The sequence below is a fragment of the Bordetella genomosp. 9 genome (assembly GCF_002261425.1).
Taxonomy (GTDB): domain Bacteria; phylum Pseudomonadota; class Gammaproteobacteria; order Burkholderiales; family Burkholderiaceae_B; genus Bordetella_C.
The window spans coordinates 2496630-2514725 of record NZ_NEVJ01000003.1 but is presented as its reverse complement, the minus strand read 5'-3'; the positions used below and the strand labels follow the sequence as shown (position 1 = coordinate 2514725).

The window sequence follows — 18096 nt, the reverse complement described above, 5'->3', positions numbered from 1 at the left end:
GGAAAGCCATGGCGAAGATCCTCGACTTCCTTGGTGCCACGCTGATCGATGGCACCGGTGGCCTGGCCATCGAGAACGGCAACATGCGCGTCGCCGACGGCCGGGTGGTCGCGGTGTGGCAGGGCAAGGCGCGGCCCGCCGCCGCCGAAGCACCCGCGGACGAAGCCGTGGATACGCGCGGCGCCACCATCATGCCGGGGTTGATCGACACCCACTGCCATATCTCCTATGGCGAGGGTAGGGCGGCCGAGGAAATCGACGTCTACGGCGGCGCCGAGTGGGCCGCCGTGCGCGCCGTCTGGAATGCCGGCAAGGTCCTGCAAAGCGGCGTGACGACCATCTGCGATCCGGGCTCCACCTGGAACGTGGCGGTGACCTGTCGCGACGCCATCCTGAACGGCATGTACCCGGGGCCCCGGGTCGCGGCCGGCGGCCGGCATATCAGCGCGGATGGGGGTTTCGCCGACTATTTTCCCAGCTGGCTGGGCATGCCGGTCTCGGCGGAAGGCGTCCTGTGCCACAACCGGGACGACATGCTGCAAGAGGTGCGGCGGCAGGTCAAGAACCGCGTCGACGTGGTGAAGATCAGCGGCGACAGCCAGGCGCAGGAATCCAATCTGGACGCCGGCCCGTGCTTCACCGCCGACGAAATGACGGCCATCGTGCAGATGTCCCACCAACTGGGCCGCAAGGTCACCATCCACGCGCGCTATGCCGGCACCGTGGCCATGGCGGCGCGTGCGGGCGTGGACTGGCTTATCCATGCCTCCTACATGAAGGCGGAAGACGTCGGCATGGTGCGCGATCTTGGCATTCCCATCTGTCCCACCATGACCTTCGCCGCCAACATCGTGCAGCACGGCAGCGAGGTGGGCGTGGATCCGAACTACATCGAGCACAAGCGCCGCGAACTGGATGCCCTGGTCAGGATCCACACCCGGTGCATCGAGGCGGGCATCCCGATGATGATGGGATCCGAGTCGGGCTTCGCGGTCACCCCGTACGGGGAATGGCACAGCCGGGAACTGGAGTTGATGGTCGAGTTGCTGGGCATGCGGCCGATGGACGCCATCGTCGCCGCCACCGCCAACAATGCCAGAGCGCTGGGTTGGGAAGACCGGGTCGGCACGCTGGCGCCGGGACGGTGGGCCGACTTCCTGGTCGTCGACGGCGATCCCCTGATCAATATCGGCATCCTCGCGGACCCCAAGCGCATCCGCGCGGTCTACAAGGGCGGCGAGCAGGTCGAGCGCCCCGCGTCGCCGTCGCCCGAGCGCCGGCGCATGGCGCATGAGCGCGGATTCTCGGTATCGACGGCGATATTGCGGCGCGCTGCCTGACAGCCTGGCGGCCACGGCGATCGTTCGCCTTTTGCCATCGCCATGGCCATCGTCGTTCGCCATCGCAGTCCGCTATTCCCGTTCGTCATCCCATTCGTCATCCCCGCGGCCGCGATGGCCGCGGGGTTTCCATCCAGCGGGGCCGCGACGTTCCGGCACGCCGCTTATCGATGTTCCAGCAACTGGAGCCTGTCATGTCGAAGCCTGTGTCGCATCCCCCCATTGTTCCCTTGTCCGCCGGGTCCTGTACGCGGCGGGACGCATTCCGCTTGCTGGCCGCCGCCGCGCTGCTGGCGCTTCCCGGGGCATCCGCGCTTGCGGAAAAGCCATTGCGCATCGTCGTGCCATTCTCGGCGGGTTCCACCATCGATTCGCTGGCACGACTGGTGGCCGCGACATTGCCCGAGGTGTCGGACTACAAGGCCGTCTTCGTGGAGAATCGTTCCGGCGCCGCGGGCATCATCGGCACCAATACCGTGGTGCGCGCCCAGCCGGACGGCTACACCCTATTGCTGCAGGCCAACGGCCTGACTACGACGCCCGCGGTCAGGGATGACCTGCCCTTCGATACCTTGAAGGACCTGTCGCCGGTTATCCTGGTCGGCACGACCCCGTACGCGTTTATCGCACCGGCGAGCCTGCCGGCGGTTTCCCTGGGCGAATTATTCGACCAGGCACGCAAATCCGGCCAGAAGATCAGCTTCGGGACCAGCGGCCTGGGCAGCCAGAGCCAGTTTGTCCTGGTGCAGCTGGCTCAGCGGGCCAAGGTCGAGTTCCTGGAAGTGCCGTTCAGGGGGCAGGCCGAGATCATGCTGGGCGTCATGGGCGACCAGGTGCAACTGGGCATGATGAACCTGCCTTCGGCCTTGCAGCAGATGCAGGACAAGCGGATCAAGCTGCTCGCGACCATCACCAAGGCCCGCACGCCGATGACGCCCGCGGTGCCCACGGTGGCTGAATCGGGGTTGGGCGATCTGGAAGAGTCCGCGTGGTACGGATTTCTTGCTCCCGCGAATACGCCCCCCGCCGTCATCGCGGCTTTGAACAAGGGCATCGCGGCGACCCTGCGCCGGCCGGAGGCCCAGGCCAAGCTGGCCGAGATGGGGTTGGACGTGGTCGCCAGCAGTCCCGAGGCCTTCGCCACGAAACTCAAGCAGGAAACTGCGCGATATCGTGCGATCGCCGACGAACAGAATCTGCGTGCACGCCAGCAGTAGGGAGGCCTGCCCTGGCTCTTTCGATCGGCCCGGTCCAGCGCCCCCTTCGGGGCGCCGGCCTGGGCCTACTTGACCTGTCCCTCCAGCGCCGACGGCCATATGCGGCGGTACAGCCGCGTCAGGATTTCTCCGCACGTCGCGGCCTCGTCTCGGCCCACGGTGGTGTGGAACACGGGCTCCACCGCGCCCGCTTCGCCGTGCATCACCGGCGCGACCACATGGTCGTAATCCGGGTTAAGGAAGAACGGGCTGGAATAGCGGTCCTTGCCGAACTTGTTGATCACCCGGTGCGGCGTGGCGCGGAACAGGCCGTTGGTCCAGACCTTCATCATCTCGCCCAGGTTGATCACGAAGCTGCCCGCGACGGGCGGGACGGGAAGCCAGTCGCCGTCCGGGCCCATGATCTCCAGTCCGCCGGTCTGGTCCTGCGCCAACAGGGTAAATGCGCCATTGTCGGTATGCGGCCGGGTGCCATAGATGTCGGCCGGGTCGGCCGGCTGCTGCGGCGGATAGTGGATCAGGCGCAGCAGCGAGATCGGATTCGTGAAATAGCGCACGAACGTGTCTTCAGGCAGGTCCAGGCCTAGCGCGGCCAGCCGCATCATCTGTTTTGCCAGCTCGGTGACCTCGGCGACATAGGCAAGCGCCGCCGGCCGCAAGCCGGGCAGCGCCGCCGGCCAGATATTTCGCGCGTGCAGTGGCTTGTTCGCCAGCAGTCCCGGGTCGTCATCGGCATGCTCCTGCCAGACATGGAAGCTCTCCAGCATATTGCCCTTCATCTCGGCGTCGTTGCCGAGCATTCTCATGGGCAGATAGCCGCGCCAGTGCGGGTTGCTCGTCATGGACAGGGCGACTTTCTCATGTTCGGGCAGGGCGAAGAAGCGCTTCGCCTGGTAGAACATGCCGTCGATCTTCGCCACGTCCACGCCATGATTGACGATGTAGAAGAAACCGACGGTTCGACAGAGCTCCGCCAGTTCGCGGCCGAGCTTCCGGCGGACGTCGATGTCGGGGTGCCGCAGGCGGGTCAGATCCAGCAGCGGAATGCGTGTGCCTTGCGTCTCCACGGGTGGTGTCGTATTCATCGTGCTCATCCTCTTGTCCTTGCTTGCGTTGGTGGGTGCCTGGCCATGGCGCGCCGCGTTATCGGCCGTGTCGCGCCAGATCGATGAACTGCCTGCGCAGGTCGCTGTCTTCCAGCAACCGGCCTCGCATGAGGCTGCTGCGCATCATCGTTTCATGTTGCTTGACGCCGCGCCACTGCATGCACAGGTGGTCGGCTTCCATCAGTATCCCGAGCCCGTCCGGACGGACCTGGGCTTCCAGCTCGTCGGCGAGCATCGATATCGCTTCTTCCTGGATCTGTGGACGCCCCAGGATCCAGTCGCACAACCGTGCATATTTGGAAAGGCCGATCAGGCGCGAGTCGGGGTTGGGCAGTACGCCTATCCAGACATGGCCCAGGATGGGACACATGTGGTGCGAGCACGCGCTGCGGATGCGGATCGGGCCGACGACCATCAACTGGTCCAGGCGTTCAGCATTGGGAAACTGTGTGATATCGGGACGCGGCAGATAGCGGCCCTGGAAGGTTTCCTGAATGAACATGCGCGCCACGCGCGCCGCGGTATCCAGAGTGTTGTGGTCGCCGACCGTGTCTATGACCAGCGATTCCAGTACTTCCTGGAGCTTGCCGGCCACTTCATCCTGCAGCGCGGCCAGCTCGCCAGGTTCGATGTATGGCGCGATGTTGTCATTGGCATGGTAGCGGACGCCGGCGTCGCGCAGGCGCCGGCGGATGCGGTCCGCCACCGTCAGGCTCGGGTCGGTGCCTGCCTGCGTGGCGAATCGAACGGGTGAGTATCGTGTCAGCACGGCGCTACCTGTGTTCCAGCAGAAAGTCGTGGGCCCGCGCCGTGAAAGGCTCGGCGTGGAAATTCAGTAGGCGATGCGGCCGATCGGGAAAAATCTCCAGGCGCGAACCCGCGATCGCCGCATGCATGCGCCTTGCATAGTGCGGCGGCATGACGTGGTCGTCCGAGCCGGCGGCGATCCAGGTCGGCACCTTGATTTCGCCGAGCCGGTCGGCCACGTCATGCGACAGGATCGCCTGGTAGTGCCCCATCAGCCCGCGCGTGGCGCGCGCATCGTCCTGCGCCCCACGCGCCACGCGCCGCGCGATTTCCTGCCGTACGCTCGCCTCGTTGGCGTTGACGTAGGCTTCGCCAAAGGCGGAGTAGGCGCTGAAGAGCGCCCAGATCTCGGGCGTGGCGTCTTCCAGCACCTTGATCAGCAGGTCGTAGCGCAACCGCAAGTAGGGGTCCGGACGATCGTAGCTCGCGTACAGCGACAGCGTCCTGATGCGGCGCGGGGCCGCCAGGGCGCATTCCAGCGCGATCGCGCCGCCCAGAGAATAGCCGCCGACGTGGCAGGCGGGAATGTCCAGCGCGTCCAGCAGCGCGAGGGCATCCTTCGCCATTTCCTTGATCGTGTATCCGTCGTCCGGGATATCGCTCTGCCCGACACCGCGCATGTCGTAGACGATGCACCGGAAATCGCGGGCGAATAACGGCAACTGCTCGTCGAAGGCCTTATGGTCCATGCCGTTGCCTGCGATCAGGAGCAGGGGAGGTCCTTCCCCGACGCTGCGGAAGAAGGTACGTATACCGTTGGCCGTGATGAAAGGCATATCCGATTCCAAAAGGGTGGTTGACGGGATGGCTGGATGCGGCGGCTCAACGCAGCGTCATGGGGGCGATCTGCCGGTCCCACAGGTCTTGCCACGCGGCGCGGTTCGCGATGACGGCGCGCTCGTCGAAGCGGACCAATTTTCCGAAGGCTTCGTCCGACACCGTATACCTGGCATGCTCCGGGGTCAGCTTGGCGTCGCGGTTGACCGGTGTGATCTTCAACTCCCGGGTGACGTTGGCGATGACGTCCGCGCCCAGGAAGAAATCCATGAACCGGGTGGCGGCCTGCGGGTGCGGCGCGTTCTTCACCAATGCGATCACGTCCATGCCGGCAGGCGCGCCTTCGCAGGGAATGACGAAACTTGCCTTGACGCCTTCGTCAATCAGTTTGTACGCGGCGCTCGACACCATCGGGACCGCCCAGACCTCGCCCTGCGCCAGCAACCGCTGTTGGCTGGCGGAATCGTCGGACACCGCCAACAGGTTGCGGCCCATCTTCTTGATCAGGTCCAGGCCGGGCGTCACGTCCTGCTCGTTGCCGCCGGCCATGCGGTTGCTCATCAACAGGAACAGGCCGTTCATATAGCGAGGCGATGAAACGCCTACCTTGTTCGCCAGGTCCGGCCGCCACAGGTCCTTCCAACAGGTGATAGGTTGTTGGACCTTGTCGGTGCGGTAGACGATGCCATAGGGGTATACCCAAATGCCGGCGAACATGACCTTGCCTTGGGCGTCGCGCGGCGCGCCGAACGCCGGCATGCTGGCGAGCGCGCCGACCCGTGCCGGATCCAGGGGCGCGAGCAAGCCATCGTCGTAGGCGGTGATCGCATCCTGTGACGTCGCCATCACCAGGTCTATCTTCGGGCTGGCGCGCTGCGCCGCGATCATCTGGATATTGACCAGGGACACGCCTGATACCACGCGGACCTTGATCCCCGTTGCCTTTTCGAAGGGCGCGATCGCCTGTTCGGCGATGGCCTTGCCCCAGGTCCCGCCCCAGGTGGCCAGGACGACTTCTTCGGCGCGCGCGGTGCCCGCGCCGGTTGCCGCAATGACGATGGCGATCGCGGCGGCCGCGATCAAACGATGCGATTTCATATCGATACCCCTTGAGTCGTTGACAAATGTGCTGCAAAGGCATGTATCATTGGCATGCCAGTAAGATATACTTTAATTCACGCCCCCGCAACATTCCCGGTTGTCCATCCATGAACACAGATCTCTCCCCGCGTGTCGCGCCCATGGCCGCCGGCGATGACGCCCTGGCGGCAGGCTTCCATGCCGTTGTCGCCGCGCGCCGGTCCATCTATGCCTACGAGCAGAAGCCGGTGCCCAGGCGCCTGGTCGAGGCGGCCATCGCGGATGCCATCCAGGCGCCCAATCACCATCGCACCGAACCGTGGCGCTTCCATGTGTTCGCCGGCGAGGGACGCGCACGGCTGGCGGCCGCCTACGAGGCCGCCGCGGCTAGAGTCAACCGTGACGTGGCGAAGGCGATCCAGCGTGCCTATGACGCGCCCGTCATGATCGTGGCGGTGTGCATGCCGGCGATGGGAAACCCGAAGGTCAGCGAGGCCGAAGAGCGTTACGCGGTGGCTGCCGCGGTGCAGACCTTGATGCTGTCGCTCGCCGCGTCGGGGGTGGACACGCTGCTGACCACGGGCGAGTTGGCGGAGTCGCCGGAAGTGCGCGCGCTGCTCGGCCTGGAAGGGTCGGACGCCCGGTTGATGGGCGTCATCAATGTGGGCTATCGCAACCCGGAGCGGCCGGCCCGCCCGCGCCCACCGATGAATCCCGCGGCGTTCACGACCTGGTGCGAGGCGTCATGAACAAGCCGACAGACCCTCCGATGGACTCCCAGGCGGCCCCGGGGATGGATACGCGCACGGACCCGCGGACGAAACCGCTGGCGGCCGCGGAGGCAGGGCAGCGGGCGCAAGACGAGGGCGGCTGGCTCGACGTCGTCGTCCGTGGCGTGCGGCGCGAGCCCGGCGACGTGCTGCTGATCGAACTGGGCGCACCGGATGGCCAAGCGCTGCCGCCCTATGCCGCCGGCGCACACGTGGCGGTGGAGTGTGGCCCCGGCGTGGCGCGCCACTATTCCCTGTGCGGTCCCCTGCACGACGCCCGCCGCTATCGGCTGGGGGTCAAGATCATGGCCGGCGGCCGGGGCGGCAGCGCGTGGATAGGGCACAACGCCCAGGAAGGCGCCCGCTTGCGGATCTCGACGCCCCGCAACAACTTCCCGCTGGCGCTCGGCCAGCCGGGCTATCTCTTCCTGTCGGGCGGTATCGGGCTGACGCCCATCCTGGCCATGCTGGACGTCCTGCGCACGCACGGGCAGTCCGCGCGGCTGGTGCATATGTGCCGTGCGCCGGAAGACATCGCCTTCGGACCGGAGCTCGAAGCCTGTGCGCGCTTCCACGACGTGCATATCCATTGCGACAGCGCCGCGGGTGGCTTCTATGACCTGCGGGCGGAGCTCGATCGCGCTGCCCCCGACACCGCCGTGTACTGCTGCGGGCCGACGCCCATGATGAACTTCGTGCGGGCGCACGCCGAGGCACAGAGCGCGACGGACCGCTTCCATTTCGAATTCTTCGCCGGCGAGGTCGCAGCGGCCGACACGCCCTTCGTCGTCGAACTGGGCCGCAGCGGCCGACGCGTGCCGGTATCGGCGGGCCAGACCATGCTCGCGGCGTTGCGCGCATCGGGGCTGGTACTGGAAAGCGGCTGCGAATCCGGCGCCTGCGGTGCCTGCGTGCTCGACGTCGTTTCCGGGACGCCGGAGCATCGCGACGTATATCTGACGGCCGCCGAACGCGCATCGAACCAGCTGGTCGTCCCCTGCGTATCCCGTTGCCAGACGGAGAAGCTCGTCCTCGACTTATAGCGCCTGCCGGCCCCCACAGGGCCAGCCGCGCGGTCTCGTTCATCTCAAAGGAGTAGACAGGTATGAAGCTCGCCACATTTGCATTGAAGACCGATCCGGGACAGGCCCGGGTCGGCGTACTCGCCGGGTCGCGTATGCTGGACGTCGGGCAGGCGTCGCGCGCCGGCGCGAAGGGCGCCGCGATCGAAACGATGAAGCAATTGCTCGCCCAGGGCGACCAGGGCCTGGACGATGTGCGTGCATGGTCGCGCGCGGCGGCCGGCCCCGATGCCGGCCGCTACGCCGACATGCTTTACGACATGGACGCCATCGATCTGCTGCCGCCCATCCAGGATGCGGAGAAATTCCTGTGCGTCGGCAAGAACTACAGGACGCACCTGTCGGAATTGCAGCGTACGGGCCTGATCAAGGAAATGCCCACGGAGCCGACCGGTTTCATCAAGCTGAACAGCTGCCTGGTGGGCCACGAGGCGAAGGTCGCGCGTCCCGCCACGGTATCGCATCTGGACTACGAGCCGGAGCTCGTGTTCGTGATCGGCAAGCCCGCCTTCAATGTGGGCCGTGAGGACGCGCTGGACTATGTGGCCGGCATCACCATCCTGAACGACCTGACCTGCCGCGAAACGCAGAAGCGCGAAGTGACGTCGGGCACGAAGTTCTGGACGTCCAAGAACGCGCCGGGTTTCGGTCCGCTGGGACCCTACATCATCACCATGGATGAAGTCGGCGATCCCTACGACCTGTGGGTGACCTGCAGCGTCAACGGGGAAACGCGCATGCGGGTCAATACCTCCGAGCAGATATGGAAGCTGCCCGACATCATCGCGCATTTCTCGCGGCTCATGCCGCTGCTGCCGGGCGACATGTTTTCCACGGGTGCGCCGGGCGGCGTCGCCGTCGGCAAACCCAATGCGGCGGAGCTTTTCCTGAAGCCCGGCGACGTGGTCGAGTGCGCCTTCGAAAAACCGGCGATGGTGCTGCGCACCCACATCGTCGCTCCTCAATGAAACCGGAGTCATCCATGAGCACCATCACACGCGGCGATCCCGCCAACCTGGCCAACGTGCGCAGGACCGTCTACCACCACTACATACGCGTGGACAATCCCGGGTCGCTGATTTTCCTGTCGGGCCAACTGTCGCGCGACGCGGAAGGCAAGCTGGTGGGGCCTGGCGACATGGCCGAACAGACGCGCCAATGCATACGCAATATGCGTAGCGTGCTGGAAGCCGCGGGCGGCACGCTGGAAGACATCGTGTCCATCGTTGTCTACACCACCGATGTGCGGCAGTTCAAGGAAATCGTCTCGGCGCGCACGGAGTTCTTCACCACCAAGCTGCCCACCAGCACCATCGTGGAAGTCAATCACCTGGCCGATCCGGGCCTGCTGATCGAATTCCAGGCCATCGCGGCGCTGTAGCACGCCATGCTCCGCTACATCGCCTTGCGCCTGGCGTTCGCGCTGCCGGTGATCGCCGCCGTGCTGACCCTGGTCTTCTTCCTGACTCGCGTCGTGCCCGGCGATCCGCTCACCGCGCTGGTCGGCGATTTCCCGGCGCCACCCGAATACGTGGCCCAGGTGCGCCAGTCCATGGGACTGGACCAACCGCTGCCGCGGCAGTTCTTCCTGTATGTGCGGAGCCTGGCGCGGGGCGATATCGGCTATTCGCTGGCCAATCAGCAGCCCGTGCTGACGTTGGTGCTCGACAGGGCGGGCAATACGCTGCTGCTGATGATTCCGGCCCTGCTGCTGGCGTCGCTGGTAGGCGTGCTGCTGGGCCTGTGGTCGGCCGCGGCGCGCAGGCGGGGCGTGGACACCCTGATTACCTCGGTCGGATTGCTGGGTTACTCGGTGCCGGCATTCTGGCTGGGGCAGATCCTGATCCTGGTCTTCGCGGTCGACCTGAAGTGGCTGCCCGCGCAGGGCATGCACAGCGTGCGCACGACGTTGACCGGCGCGTCGCTGGTGCTGGACGTCATGCGCCACTGGGTATTGCCTGGCGTGGCGGTCACCCTGTTCTACTGCGCGGTCGTCGCCCGGGTCGGACGCGCCAGCGTGCTGGAGGCGATCCACCAGGACTTCGTGACGACGGCCAAGGCCAAGGGTGCGAGCGACCGGCGCGTGCTGTGGCGCCATGTCCTGCCGAACGCGTTGATGCCGATCATCAGCGTGATTGGCTACAACTTCGGCAACGCGATCACCGGCACCATCCTGGTCGAAGCCGTGTTCGCCTGGCCCGGCCTGGGCGGGCTTTTCGTGACCGCGATCGCGCAGCGCGATTACCCGGTCCTGCAAGGCGTTTTCCTCGCGGCCGCCGTCACCGTGGTCGTGGCCAACCTGATCACCGATCTTCTGTATGCCTATGTCGATCCAAGAGTCCGCCATGAACATTACGGCAGGTAAGGCCACGCCTTCGCGCGCCTGGATGCAGCTGCGCCACGACAAGGCGGCATGGCTGGGCCTGGCGGCCATGGCCCTGCTGGCCTTTGCCGCCATCGCAGGCCCGTCGCTGCTGGGCGGCGGCGACACCTTCGAGATTTCCATGGACCTGCTGGCGCCGCCGTCCTGGACCCATCCCATGGGCACGGACGACATGGGCCGCAGCACCTTCAATCAGCTGATCTGGGGCGCCCGGACATCCCTGATGGTGGGATTGGCCAGCGCGCTTTCGACGACAGTGATCGGCATCGCCGTGGGCGCCCTCGCCGGTTATTTCGGCGGGTGGTTCGACATGGTGATCATGCGCGTCACCGAGGTCTTCCAGGTCATGCCCAAGTTCGTGCTGGCCGCGGTCGTCGTGGCCATGGCAGGGCCTGGGCTTGCCCACGTCATCCTGGTCATCGCGGTGCTGTCCTGGCCGCAACCGGCCAGGCTGGTGCGCGGCGAGGTCATGCGGATCAAGGGTCTGGAATATGTGCAGGCAGCGATCTGCCTCGGCGAGTCCAGGCTGCGGATCCTGTGGCGAGAAGTGCTGCCCAATGCCGTGGCGCCCGTGCTCGCGCTGGGCACGCTCGTCATAGGGCAGGCAATCCTGTTGGAGGCCGGCCTGTCGTTCTTCGGCCTGACGACGCCGGAGACCCCGAGTTGGGGCGGCATGCTCAACGTGGGGCAGCGCTTCTTTCACCAGGCCTGGTGGCTGTCGGTATTCCCAGGGGCGGCGATCGTCGCCACGGTGCTGATATTCAATATCCTGGGCGATTCCGTCAGCGCGGCCTTCAACCCCCGCGGAGGGAGCACGCTGTGACGAGACCGGCAGAGGCGGGCGCACCGCTGATCGATATCGACGACCTGCGCGTGACCTATGGCGCCGGCGGCAGGGCGCAGGCCGCGGTGGACGGCGTGTCCCTGACGATAGGGGATGGGCAATCGGTCGGCATCGTCGGCGAGTCCGGTTCCGGCAAGTCCACGCTCGCGCGAGCCTTGCTGGGACTGCTGCCGCGCCGGAGCGCGGATATCGCGGCCGGCCACATACGCGTGGCGGGCCGTGCGATGGCGCCCGGGCAATTGCACGCACTGCGCGGCACGGTCGCCGCGATGGTGTTCCAGGATCCGCTCAGCTACCTGAATCCGCTGATGACGGCGGGCGACCAGATCGCGGAAGCCGTGCGGCTGCATGACCGGAGCGCCTCCACCACGGAGCGGGTCGTGGAGCTGCTGGAGCAAGTGCAGTTGACCGCGGATGCGCGTGGACAGTATCCGCACGAACTATCGGGCGGCATGCGGCAGCGCGTCCTGCTGGCCATCGCGCTGGCGTGCCGGCCGCGGCTCCTGATCGCCGACGAGCCGACGACCGCGCTGGACGTCACCACGCAGCGCGAAATCCTGACGCTGATACAGCGCCTGCGCGCCGAAACCGGCATGGCACTGCTGTTGATCTCCCACGATCTCGGCGTGGTGTCGACGCTGTGCGAGCACATCCATGTGATGCTGAAAGGGCGGGTCGTGGAGAGCGGTCCCGTCGATCGCATCTTTGCCGCGCCGCAGGCAGCTTATACGCGCCAGCTACTGGCCGCCGCCATCGGCTTGCGCGACGAACGAGGCAGGTTCCTGACGATGCCCACGGCATCGATGGGCCCGGATGGGGCTGCTTCGGCCCACGCCACCCGCGCCACCCACGCGACCCACGCCAACGCGGCCACGTCGCCCTCCGCCACTGCGGCGGCCTTGCGCGACGGCGATGCCGGGGCATCGAACAGCATGGCGCCGCCAGTGCTGGAGCTGCGCGACATTGTCAAGACTTTCCATATGCGCGGCGGCCGCGGTTTCCGCGCCGTGGCCGGGGTGAGCCTCGCGGTGCATCCTGGCGAAACCCTGGCGCTGGTCGGCGAAAGCGGCTCGGGCAAATCGACGCTGTCGCGGGTGGCCCTGGGACTGCTCGAGCCCGACCGGGGCACGGTGCTGCTGAATGGACGCGATTTGCACCAGCTGGCCCCCACGGCGCTGCGGACCGCGCGGGTGGACATGCAGCCGGTGTTCCAGGATGCTTCGGCCGCATTCAATCCGCGCCGCACGATAGGCCAGGCCCTGGCCCAGGCCCTGCGCCTGGCGGCGCGGCGGGTCGGTCCGGCGGCGGACCGCGCGGAACAGGCATCCATCAAATTGCTGGAGGAAGTGGGCCTCGTGCCGGGCGCCCAGTTTCTGCCCCGCTATCCCCATGAACTCAGCGGCGGGCAGCGGCAAAGGCTGTCGATCGCGCGGGCGCTGGCGGCCCGGCCGGCCCTGATCATCGCGGACGAACCGCTTTCCGGCGCCGACGTATCGATACGTGGGCAGATCCTGAATCTGCTGCAGGATCTGCAGGCCGAACGCGGTCTCGCCTATCTGTTCGTCACGCACGACATCTCGCTTGCCCGCGTGTTCGCGCACCGCGTGGCGGTGATGTACCGCGGCGAGATCGTCGAGCATGGACCGGCGGAGCGCGTATTGGCGCAACCCGCCCACGCGTACACGCAACGATTGGTGCAGGCCACGCCCCGGATCGGTCCGGAGGCGGGCCGGGCGGGCGGCGGGCCCGTCGCAAAGAACGCGTCGCCCGCCCCGGCCGCGCAGACCGTGTTGGCCTGTTGACCGCATACGGGCCTGTGATTCCACGCAGGAGCAATGATGACGATGGTGTCCGATAAAGCCAAGGCGGCGTATACCGCCGCCTGTGCCAGCCTGGCCTTGCTGATTACCTGCTGCGGGGTGGCGCCCGCGGCGGCCCAGGCGCCGCAGAAAGGCGGCACGGCGGTATTCGTGATGAGCAGCGATCCGACGATGACGAATCCGGTGTTGACCACCGCCTTCGATGTCGGCCAGATAGGCTGCGCCATTTACCAGGGCTTGACGACCCTGGCGCCGGACGGCAGCGTGAAGCCTTTGCTGGCCAAGTCCTGGCGCATATCCGAAGACGGGCGCAGCTACTCGTTCGAACTGAACGCCGCGAAGTGGCAGGATGGCCAGGCCTTCACGTCGGCCGACGTCAAATACTCGCTGCTGGAAGCGAGCAGCAAATACAGCGCGGTGTTCAGCGCGGCGGCGCATTCCATCGACACGATCGACACGCCCGCCCCCGACAATGTGGTCATCCACCTGAAGCAGCCCTTCGGCCCGCTGCTGATTTCCCTATCCTGCACGCATGGCGGCGCCATCCTGCCCAGGCATATCTTCGCCGGCACCGACATTCCGTCCAACAAGGCCTCCACCACCGAGCCGGTCGGTACCGGCGCCTTCAAGCTGGCGTCGTGGACGCGGGGCGACAACATCCGCCTGGTTCGCAACCCGGACTACTGGGAAGCGGGCAAACCCTACCTGGACGAGGTGATCGGCAAGATCATCCCGCAGGCAGCGGCGCGTTCGCAGGCGCTGCTGGCCGGCGCGGTGGACATGGTTTCCTATTTCGCCTATCCGGTGACCGACTACGGGCTGGTGCGGGACCGTCCCGATTTCAAGCTTACGCGCTCGCCTGTCGGTCCATCGCAGGACATGATGTTCCTGAACACGAAGCACGCGCCGTTGAACGACAAGCGCGTGCGGCAGGCGCTGTACATTGCATTGAACCGCGAGTTCATCCTGAAGTCGGCGTTTCGCGGGGTGGGCGAGGTGCCGCGGACGCCGTTCGGGCAGGGGAGCTGGTTCGCCAGCAAGACCATCGACTACCGGACGATGTATGCCTACGATCCGAAGCGCGCGAATGCGATGCTGGACGAGGCGGGCGTGCCGCGTGGCGCCAACGGGTATCGGTTCAGCCTGCGCTACACCTACAACGCCGACGATGCCGAGGCGGCTTCGCTGGGCATCGCGGTACAGAGCATGTGGCGGGCCGTGGGCGTACAGGTGACGCTGGAGCCCCTGGAACGGGTATCCGCCGTGAAACGGGTCTACCAGGACGCCACGTTCGACGTCTTTTCGATTGCGTACACCAGCTATTTCGATCCGGCCCTGGGCCTGGCGCGCGCGTGGTCGTCCGCCACGATGGGCAAGCCTTTCGGCAATCCCACCGGGTATTCCGATCCGCAGGTGGACGCGCTGCTGCGGCAGGCGGCCAACCTGACCGACCAGGCGCAGCGCGCGCAGGTGTACGAGTCAGTCCAACGGATACTCGCCGACGCCCTGCCCATCCTCGATCTGCGCGACAAGGTGTCTTACGACGCCAGCACGGCAGCACTGCATGGGCTGGAGGGCGAGACCCATCTGCCGACATGGCGCGACGCATGGCTGCAGAAATAGGGCGCCGCGCGCACCAACGCATTCAACCGGTGGCCGGCGCCCAAGCCGCCTAGGCCGCACAACCACAGAGGGCTTTATGGAAATTCTCCGTGAAACGCTGACGGGACCTGGCGTATGGAAAGGTTCGGATTTCGCCTCCAAGGACGACGTGACGGTCGTGCTCGATGCCGCGCAGCTGGCGGAGCTGGGCGAGGCGGTGCGCGCGGCCCTGCAAGCCGGACACGCCTTGGACACGCTGGAACGCGAACACTTTCCGCTGCCGAAGACGGAATCCCTGCTGCGCGACGTATACGACCAGCTGCGCTCGGGACAGGGCATCGTCATCCTCAAGGGTATCGATGTCGGCCTGTACAGCCAGCAGGAGCTGGAGATGATTTATTGGGGGATCGGAACCTATCTGGGCGCCGGCGTATCCCAGAGCGTGCTGGGCGACCGGTTGGGACATGTGAAGGATTTCACCGCGACGGACACGCACGCGCGGGCTTATCGCAACAAGCAGGAGTTGACGCCGCACACCGACTCATCGGATATCGTCGGCCTGATGTGCCTGCGCACCGCTCGTGCGGGGGGCATGTCGATCGCCACCAGCGCGCTGGCCGTGCACAACGAGCTGGTCGCCAGATATCCGCAGTACCTGGAACCCCTGTACGAAGGCTTTCCCTACCACCGCCGTGGCGAGCAATTGCCCGGAGAGAGCGCCGTCACTCCTTACCGCGTGCCGCTGTTCTGCTGGCGCGAAGGCCAGCTCAGCTGCCGCTACGTGCGGTCCTACATCGAAACCGCGGCCAGGGAGAGCAAGCAGCCCTTGACGCAGTTGCAGACGGACGCGCTGAACTGCGTGGAAAGGCTGACCTACGAACTGGCCTTCGAGTTCTACCTGGACCCGGGGGAGATCTACCTGATCAACAACTACACCGTGCTGCATGCCCGCACCGCGTTCGAGGACTGGCAGGAGCCGGAGCGCAAGCGTCATCTGCTGCGGCTGTGGCTGGCGGCGCCGGACTGGCGCGCGGTCGACAGCAGTTTCGTGGCGGCGCGCGGCGGGATCGCGGCGCAGGCCGGGAAGCTGCCCTCGTACCAGGGCAGCTTCGGATCCGGCCGGATCGCCACCGCGCCGCGTTAATACCGGCCCGGCACGGCGGCGAACTTCAGGCAGCCAGGTCCGCCGCCGTCCAGCCCGCCGCCTCCCAATCGGGAAACGCGTACCGGCGGCCGGACGCATGCAGGATCCCGCCACGCAAGGCGCCTGGCGCCGTGCTGCCGTAGAAGGGCGCGAACGCGTCCGGCAGGCGCCGGCTGTCCGGTACCGCCAGCCACAGCCGCAGCAGCGTGCGCTTGCGGTCGGCCTCGGCATGATCCTGGTAGTCGGTACGCGAGTGGTAGATCACGTGATTGTTGAAGAACTGCAGGTCGCCGCGTCGCAGCTCCACGGTCAGGCTGTGCTGATCGGCCAGGCGGGCGACGGTCTCGACCGCCTCCCGCTGTGCGTCGGTCAGGCAGGGGACGCCGTCCAGTTTCTGCGCGCTTTCGATATGCGATTGCGAAAAGACGCTGGTGAACGTGTCGTCCTGGCCGGCGAAGATAGGCCGCGTGTACCAGGCCTGTTCGCCGGCCGCGGCCTCGCCCTGGCGACTGAAATTGAAATCCTGGCGCAGCACCGCGAGCAGATCGGGGCGGCTGCGCAGCAGCTCATTGTGCAGCGCGGGCGAGCTGGCGATACGGCTGTGTCCACCCGACACCGGTTCGCGGATGCACATCAGTCCCAACACGTCGCACTGGTCGGTATGGAAACGCAGGGGGCCGGCGGCGCGATAGGCCCGCGACGTCGACTGCCCCATTTTTTCGCCGACATCCTTGACTTCGGCCAGAAGCTCCCCGCGCGCGCTTTGGCATAGCGGCACGCCCAGCTGCATCCCGATGCCCCAGAACAGCAGTTTGCAGTCGGCGTCCGAAAGATCGTCCAGGGGCAGGCCGCGCAGCATCATGAAACCGCGCCCCTGTTCCAGCTGGCGCCGGACCGCGCGAAACCTGGCCTGCAGGCCAGGGACGTCGAAGTCCTGGCGCCGCACTGCCTGGAAATCGCCGAACTTTGCCTTCGTCCTAGCCAGGGCGGACAGCAATTCCTTGATCTCCGCCGCGGTGAAGTGGTCGATCCAGTCGGTCTGCGAGGCCAGCTGCGGGCCGAGCCATACATGGGCGCCGGTGGCCGGCGTGAAGGCGGGCGGCGCCGCCGGACGGGACGCCGCATGGGCGGCGGGATGGGTGCTGGCTGCGGTCGTCATGGAATGTCTCTTCCTGGATGCGTGATGGCGATTCCGAAAGAATATCCATCATTGGCATACCAATCAAGGCATTTATGGCCGCCGTCCGCAGGCCGGCCGTCCCCGGCGCATTACTTGCCGGCCATGGCCGTGCTGTTCCAGGAGGGCGCCTGCAGGCGGTTCTGGTAAGTGGTGATGGCCGCGTCGATCTGTTGCACGACGAGCTTCTGGAAACGTTTGGCGTCTTTTTCGCGCAAGGCTTCCACCATCTCGTTGTGGATGTCCAGCGTGGCGGTGGCGCGGTTGAAGTCCTGCCAATGGTAGTGGCGCACGACATAGGCCTTGTCGCGCAGCATGATCAGGATCATCGCCAGCCAGCGATTGCGGGTGGCTTCCATCAGGGTGGCGTGGAAGTCGGCGCGAATCTCGAGCATTTTCACCAGGTCGCGCTTGGCGAGCGCCGCGCCGAACTTCTTGTTGATCTGCGCCAGCTTGTCGATTTCCTTGGGCGTGATGTTCTTGATGATCTCCAGCGCCGCGGCGCCTTCCAGCTTGACGCGCAGCTCGTACAGCTTCCGCAGGTCTTCGCCGCCGATCTCCATGACCACCGCCACGCCTTTCGGGCCGGACTCGACGAAACCACGTTCGAACAGGCGCTTGGTGGCTTCCCGGACCGGCGTGCGGCTGACGCCATAGCGGGCCACGAGATCCCGTTCCGAAAGATGTTCGCGCGGCCGTATGGCGCCGGCAAGGATGTCGGACACGATGCCGTTGAAAACACGGTCTGCTTCTGTAGCTTTGCTCACGATGTTCTTTGTTGCCTGGGAGTTGGGTAGTCGCCTGGGGCGGAATACGGATTCGGGAACCGGCCATGCGGTGTTCTGCATGGGTTTGCGTTTCGCCCTATTGACAAAGCGAGACGCACCCGCCACAATTTATTGGCATACCAATGAGACGTACCAATAAACGGTGAGACCTGGCTGGTT

Annotated in this window: 17 protein-coding genes; 11 read left to right on the top strand and 6 right to left on the bottom strand. The window is 66.1% G+C overall.

Going from position 1 to position 18096, the window contains the following annotated elements; all coding sequences use genetic code 11:
- The first annotated feature begins 8 nt into the window (after nt 1-8).
- Nucleotides 9-1340: a metal-dependent hydrolase family protein gene (locus tag CAL26_RS22435; RefSeq protein ID WP_094848917.1), complete on the top strand. Its 1332-nt coding sequence runs from the start codon at nt 9-11 to the stop codon at nt 1338-1340.
- A gap of 194 nt (nt 1341-1534) precedes the next feature.
- Complete coding sequence (locus CAL26_RS22430; RefSeq protein ID WP_179283448.1) at nt 1535-2557, top strand: tripartite tricarboxylate transporter substrate-binding protein; 1023 nt, start codon at nt 1535-1537, stop codon at nt 2555-2557.
- A 65-nt stretch (nt 2558-2622) separates the two neighbouring features.
- On the opposite strand, the gene CAL26_RS22425 is transcribed toward CAL26_RS22430, so the two are convergent.
- Genes CAL26_RS22425 through CAL26_RS22410 form a run of 4 tightly spaced genes read right to left on the bottom strand, consistent with a single transcriptional unit; the run spans nt 2623 to nt 6345 of the window.
- Nucleotides 2623-3651 carry an isopenicillin N synthase family dioxygenase gene (locus CAL26_RS22425; RefSeq protein WP_094848915.1) on the bottom strand — a complete coding sequence of 343 codons (1029 nt, stop codon included), beginning with the start codon at nt 3649-3651 and terminating at the stop codon, nt 2623-2625.
- A 49-nt stretch (nt 3652-3700) separates the two neighbouring features.
- Entirely contained in the window at nt 3701-4429 is a 729-nt protein-coding gene (folE, locus tag CAL26_RS22420; protein WP_256988672.1) for a GTP cyclohydrolase I, read from the bottom strand.
- A 7-nt stretch (nt 4430-4436) separates the two neighbouring features.
- Entirely contained in the window at nt 4437-5246 is an 810-nt protein-coding gene (locus CAL26_RS22415; protein ID WP_094848913.1) for an alpha/beta fold hydrolase, read from the bottom strand.
- A gap of 46 nt (nt 5247-5292) precedes the next feature.
- Nucleotides 5293-6345: an extracellular solute-binding protein gene (locus CAL26_RS22410; protein WP_094848912.1), complete on the bottom strand. Its 1053-nt coding sequence runs from the start codon at nt 6343-6345 to the stop codon at nt 5293-5295.
- A gap of 110 nt (nt 6346-6455) precedes the next feature.
- Between CAL26_RS22410 and CAL26_RS22405 the strand changes: the two genes are divergently transcribed.
- The 9 genes from CAL26_RS22405 to CAL26_RS22365 all read left to right on the top strand — a co-directional run bounded on the left by CAL26_RS22405 (nt 6456) and on the right by CAL26_RS22365 (nt 15972).
- Nucleotides 6456-7076: a nitroreductase family protein gene (locus CAL26_RS22405; RefSeq protein WP_179283447.1), complete on the top strand. Its 621-nt coding sequence runs from the start codon at nt 6456-6458 to the stop codon at nt 7074-7076.
- Nucleotides 7077-7120: 44 nt separating this feature from the next.
- Nucleotides 7121-8140 (top strand): PDR/VanB family oxidoreductase, encoded by a 1020-nt coding sequence (locus tag CAL26_RS22400; protein WP_143277479.1) that lies wholly within the window; start codon nt 7121-7123, stop codon nt 8138-8140.
- A 62-nt stretch (nt 8141-8202) separates the two neighbouring features.
- A complete protein-coding gene (locus CAL26_RS22395) occupies nt 8203-9147 on the top strand; it encodes a fumarylacetoacetate hydrolase family protein (RefSeq protein WP_094848909.1) in 945 nt (314 codons plus the stop codon).
- Between the two features lie 14 nt (nt 9148-9161).
- Nucleotides 9162-9560: a RidA family protein gene (locus CAL26_RS22390; protein ID WP_179283446.1), complete on the top strand. Its 399-nt coding sequence runs from the start codon at nt 9162-9164 to the stop codon at nt 9558-9560.
- 6 nt (nt 9561-9566) lie between these two features.
- Nucleotides 9567-10544 (top strand): ABC transporter permease, encoded by a 978-nt coding sequence (locus CAL26_RS22385; protein ID WP_094848907.1) that lies wholly within the window; start codon nt 9567-9569, stop codon nt 10542-10544.
- Complete coding sequence (locus CAL26_RS22380; RefSeq protein ID WP_179283445.1) at nt 10525-11385, top strand: ABC transporter permease; 861 nt, start codon at nt 10525-10527, stop codon at nt 11383-11385. The genes CAL26_RS22385 and CAL26_RS22380 overlap by 20 nt, the downstream gene beginning before the upstream one ends.
- Nucleotides 11382-13208, top strand: a complete 1827-nt coding sequence (locus CAL26_RS22375; protein ID WP_179283444.1) for a dipeptide ABC transporter ATP-binding protein — start codon at nt 11382-11384, stop codon at nt 13206-13208. Before CAL26_RS22380 ends, CAL26_RS22375 begins: the two co-directional genes overlap by 4 nt.
- A 42-nt stretch (nt 13209-13250) precedes the next feature.
- Nucleotides 13251-14849 (top strand): ABC transporter substrate-binding protein, encoded by a 1599-nt coding sequence (locus CAL26_RS22370; RefSeq protein WP_179283443.1) that lies wholly within the window; start codon nt 13251-13253, stop codon nt 14847-14849.
- A 76-nt stretch (nt 14850-14925) separates the two neighbouring features.
- A complete protein-coding gene (locus CAL26_RS22365) occupies nt 14926-15972 on the top strand; it encodes a TauD/TfdA family dioxygenase (RefSeq protein WP_179283442.1) in 1047 nt (348 codons plus the stop codon).
- Nucleotides 15973-15997: 25 nt separating this feature from the next.
- On the opposite strand, the gene CAL26_RS22360 is transcribed toward CAL26_RS22365, so the two are convergent.
- Nucleotides 15998-17131, bottom strand: a complete 1134-nt coding sequence (locus tag CAL26_RS22360; RefSeq protein ID WP_094848902.1) for a TauD/TfdA family dioxygenase — start codon at nt 17129-17131, stop codon at nt 15998-16000.
- 110 nt (nt 17132-17241) lie between these two features.
- Nucleotides 17242-17916 (bottom strand): GntR family transcriptional regulator, encoded by a 675-nt coding sequence (locus CAL26_RS22355; protein WP_179283441.1) that lies wholly within the window; start codon nt 17914-17916, stop codon nt 17242-17244.
- Nucleotides 17917-18096: the final 180 nt, after the last annotated feature.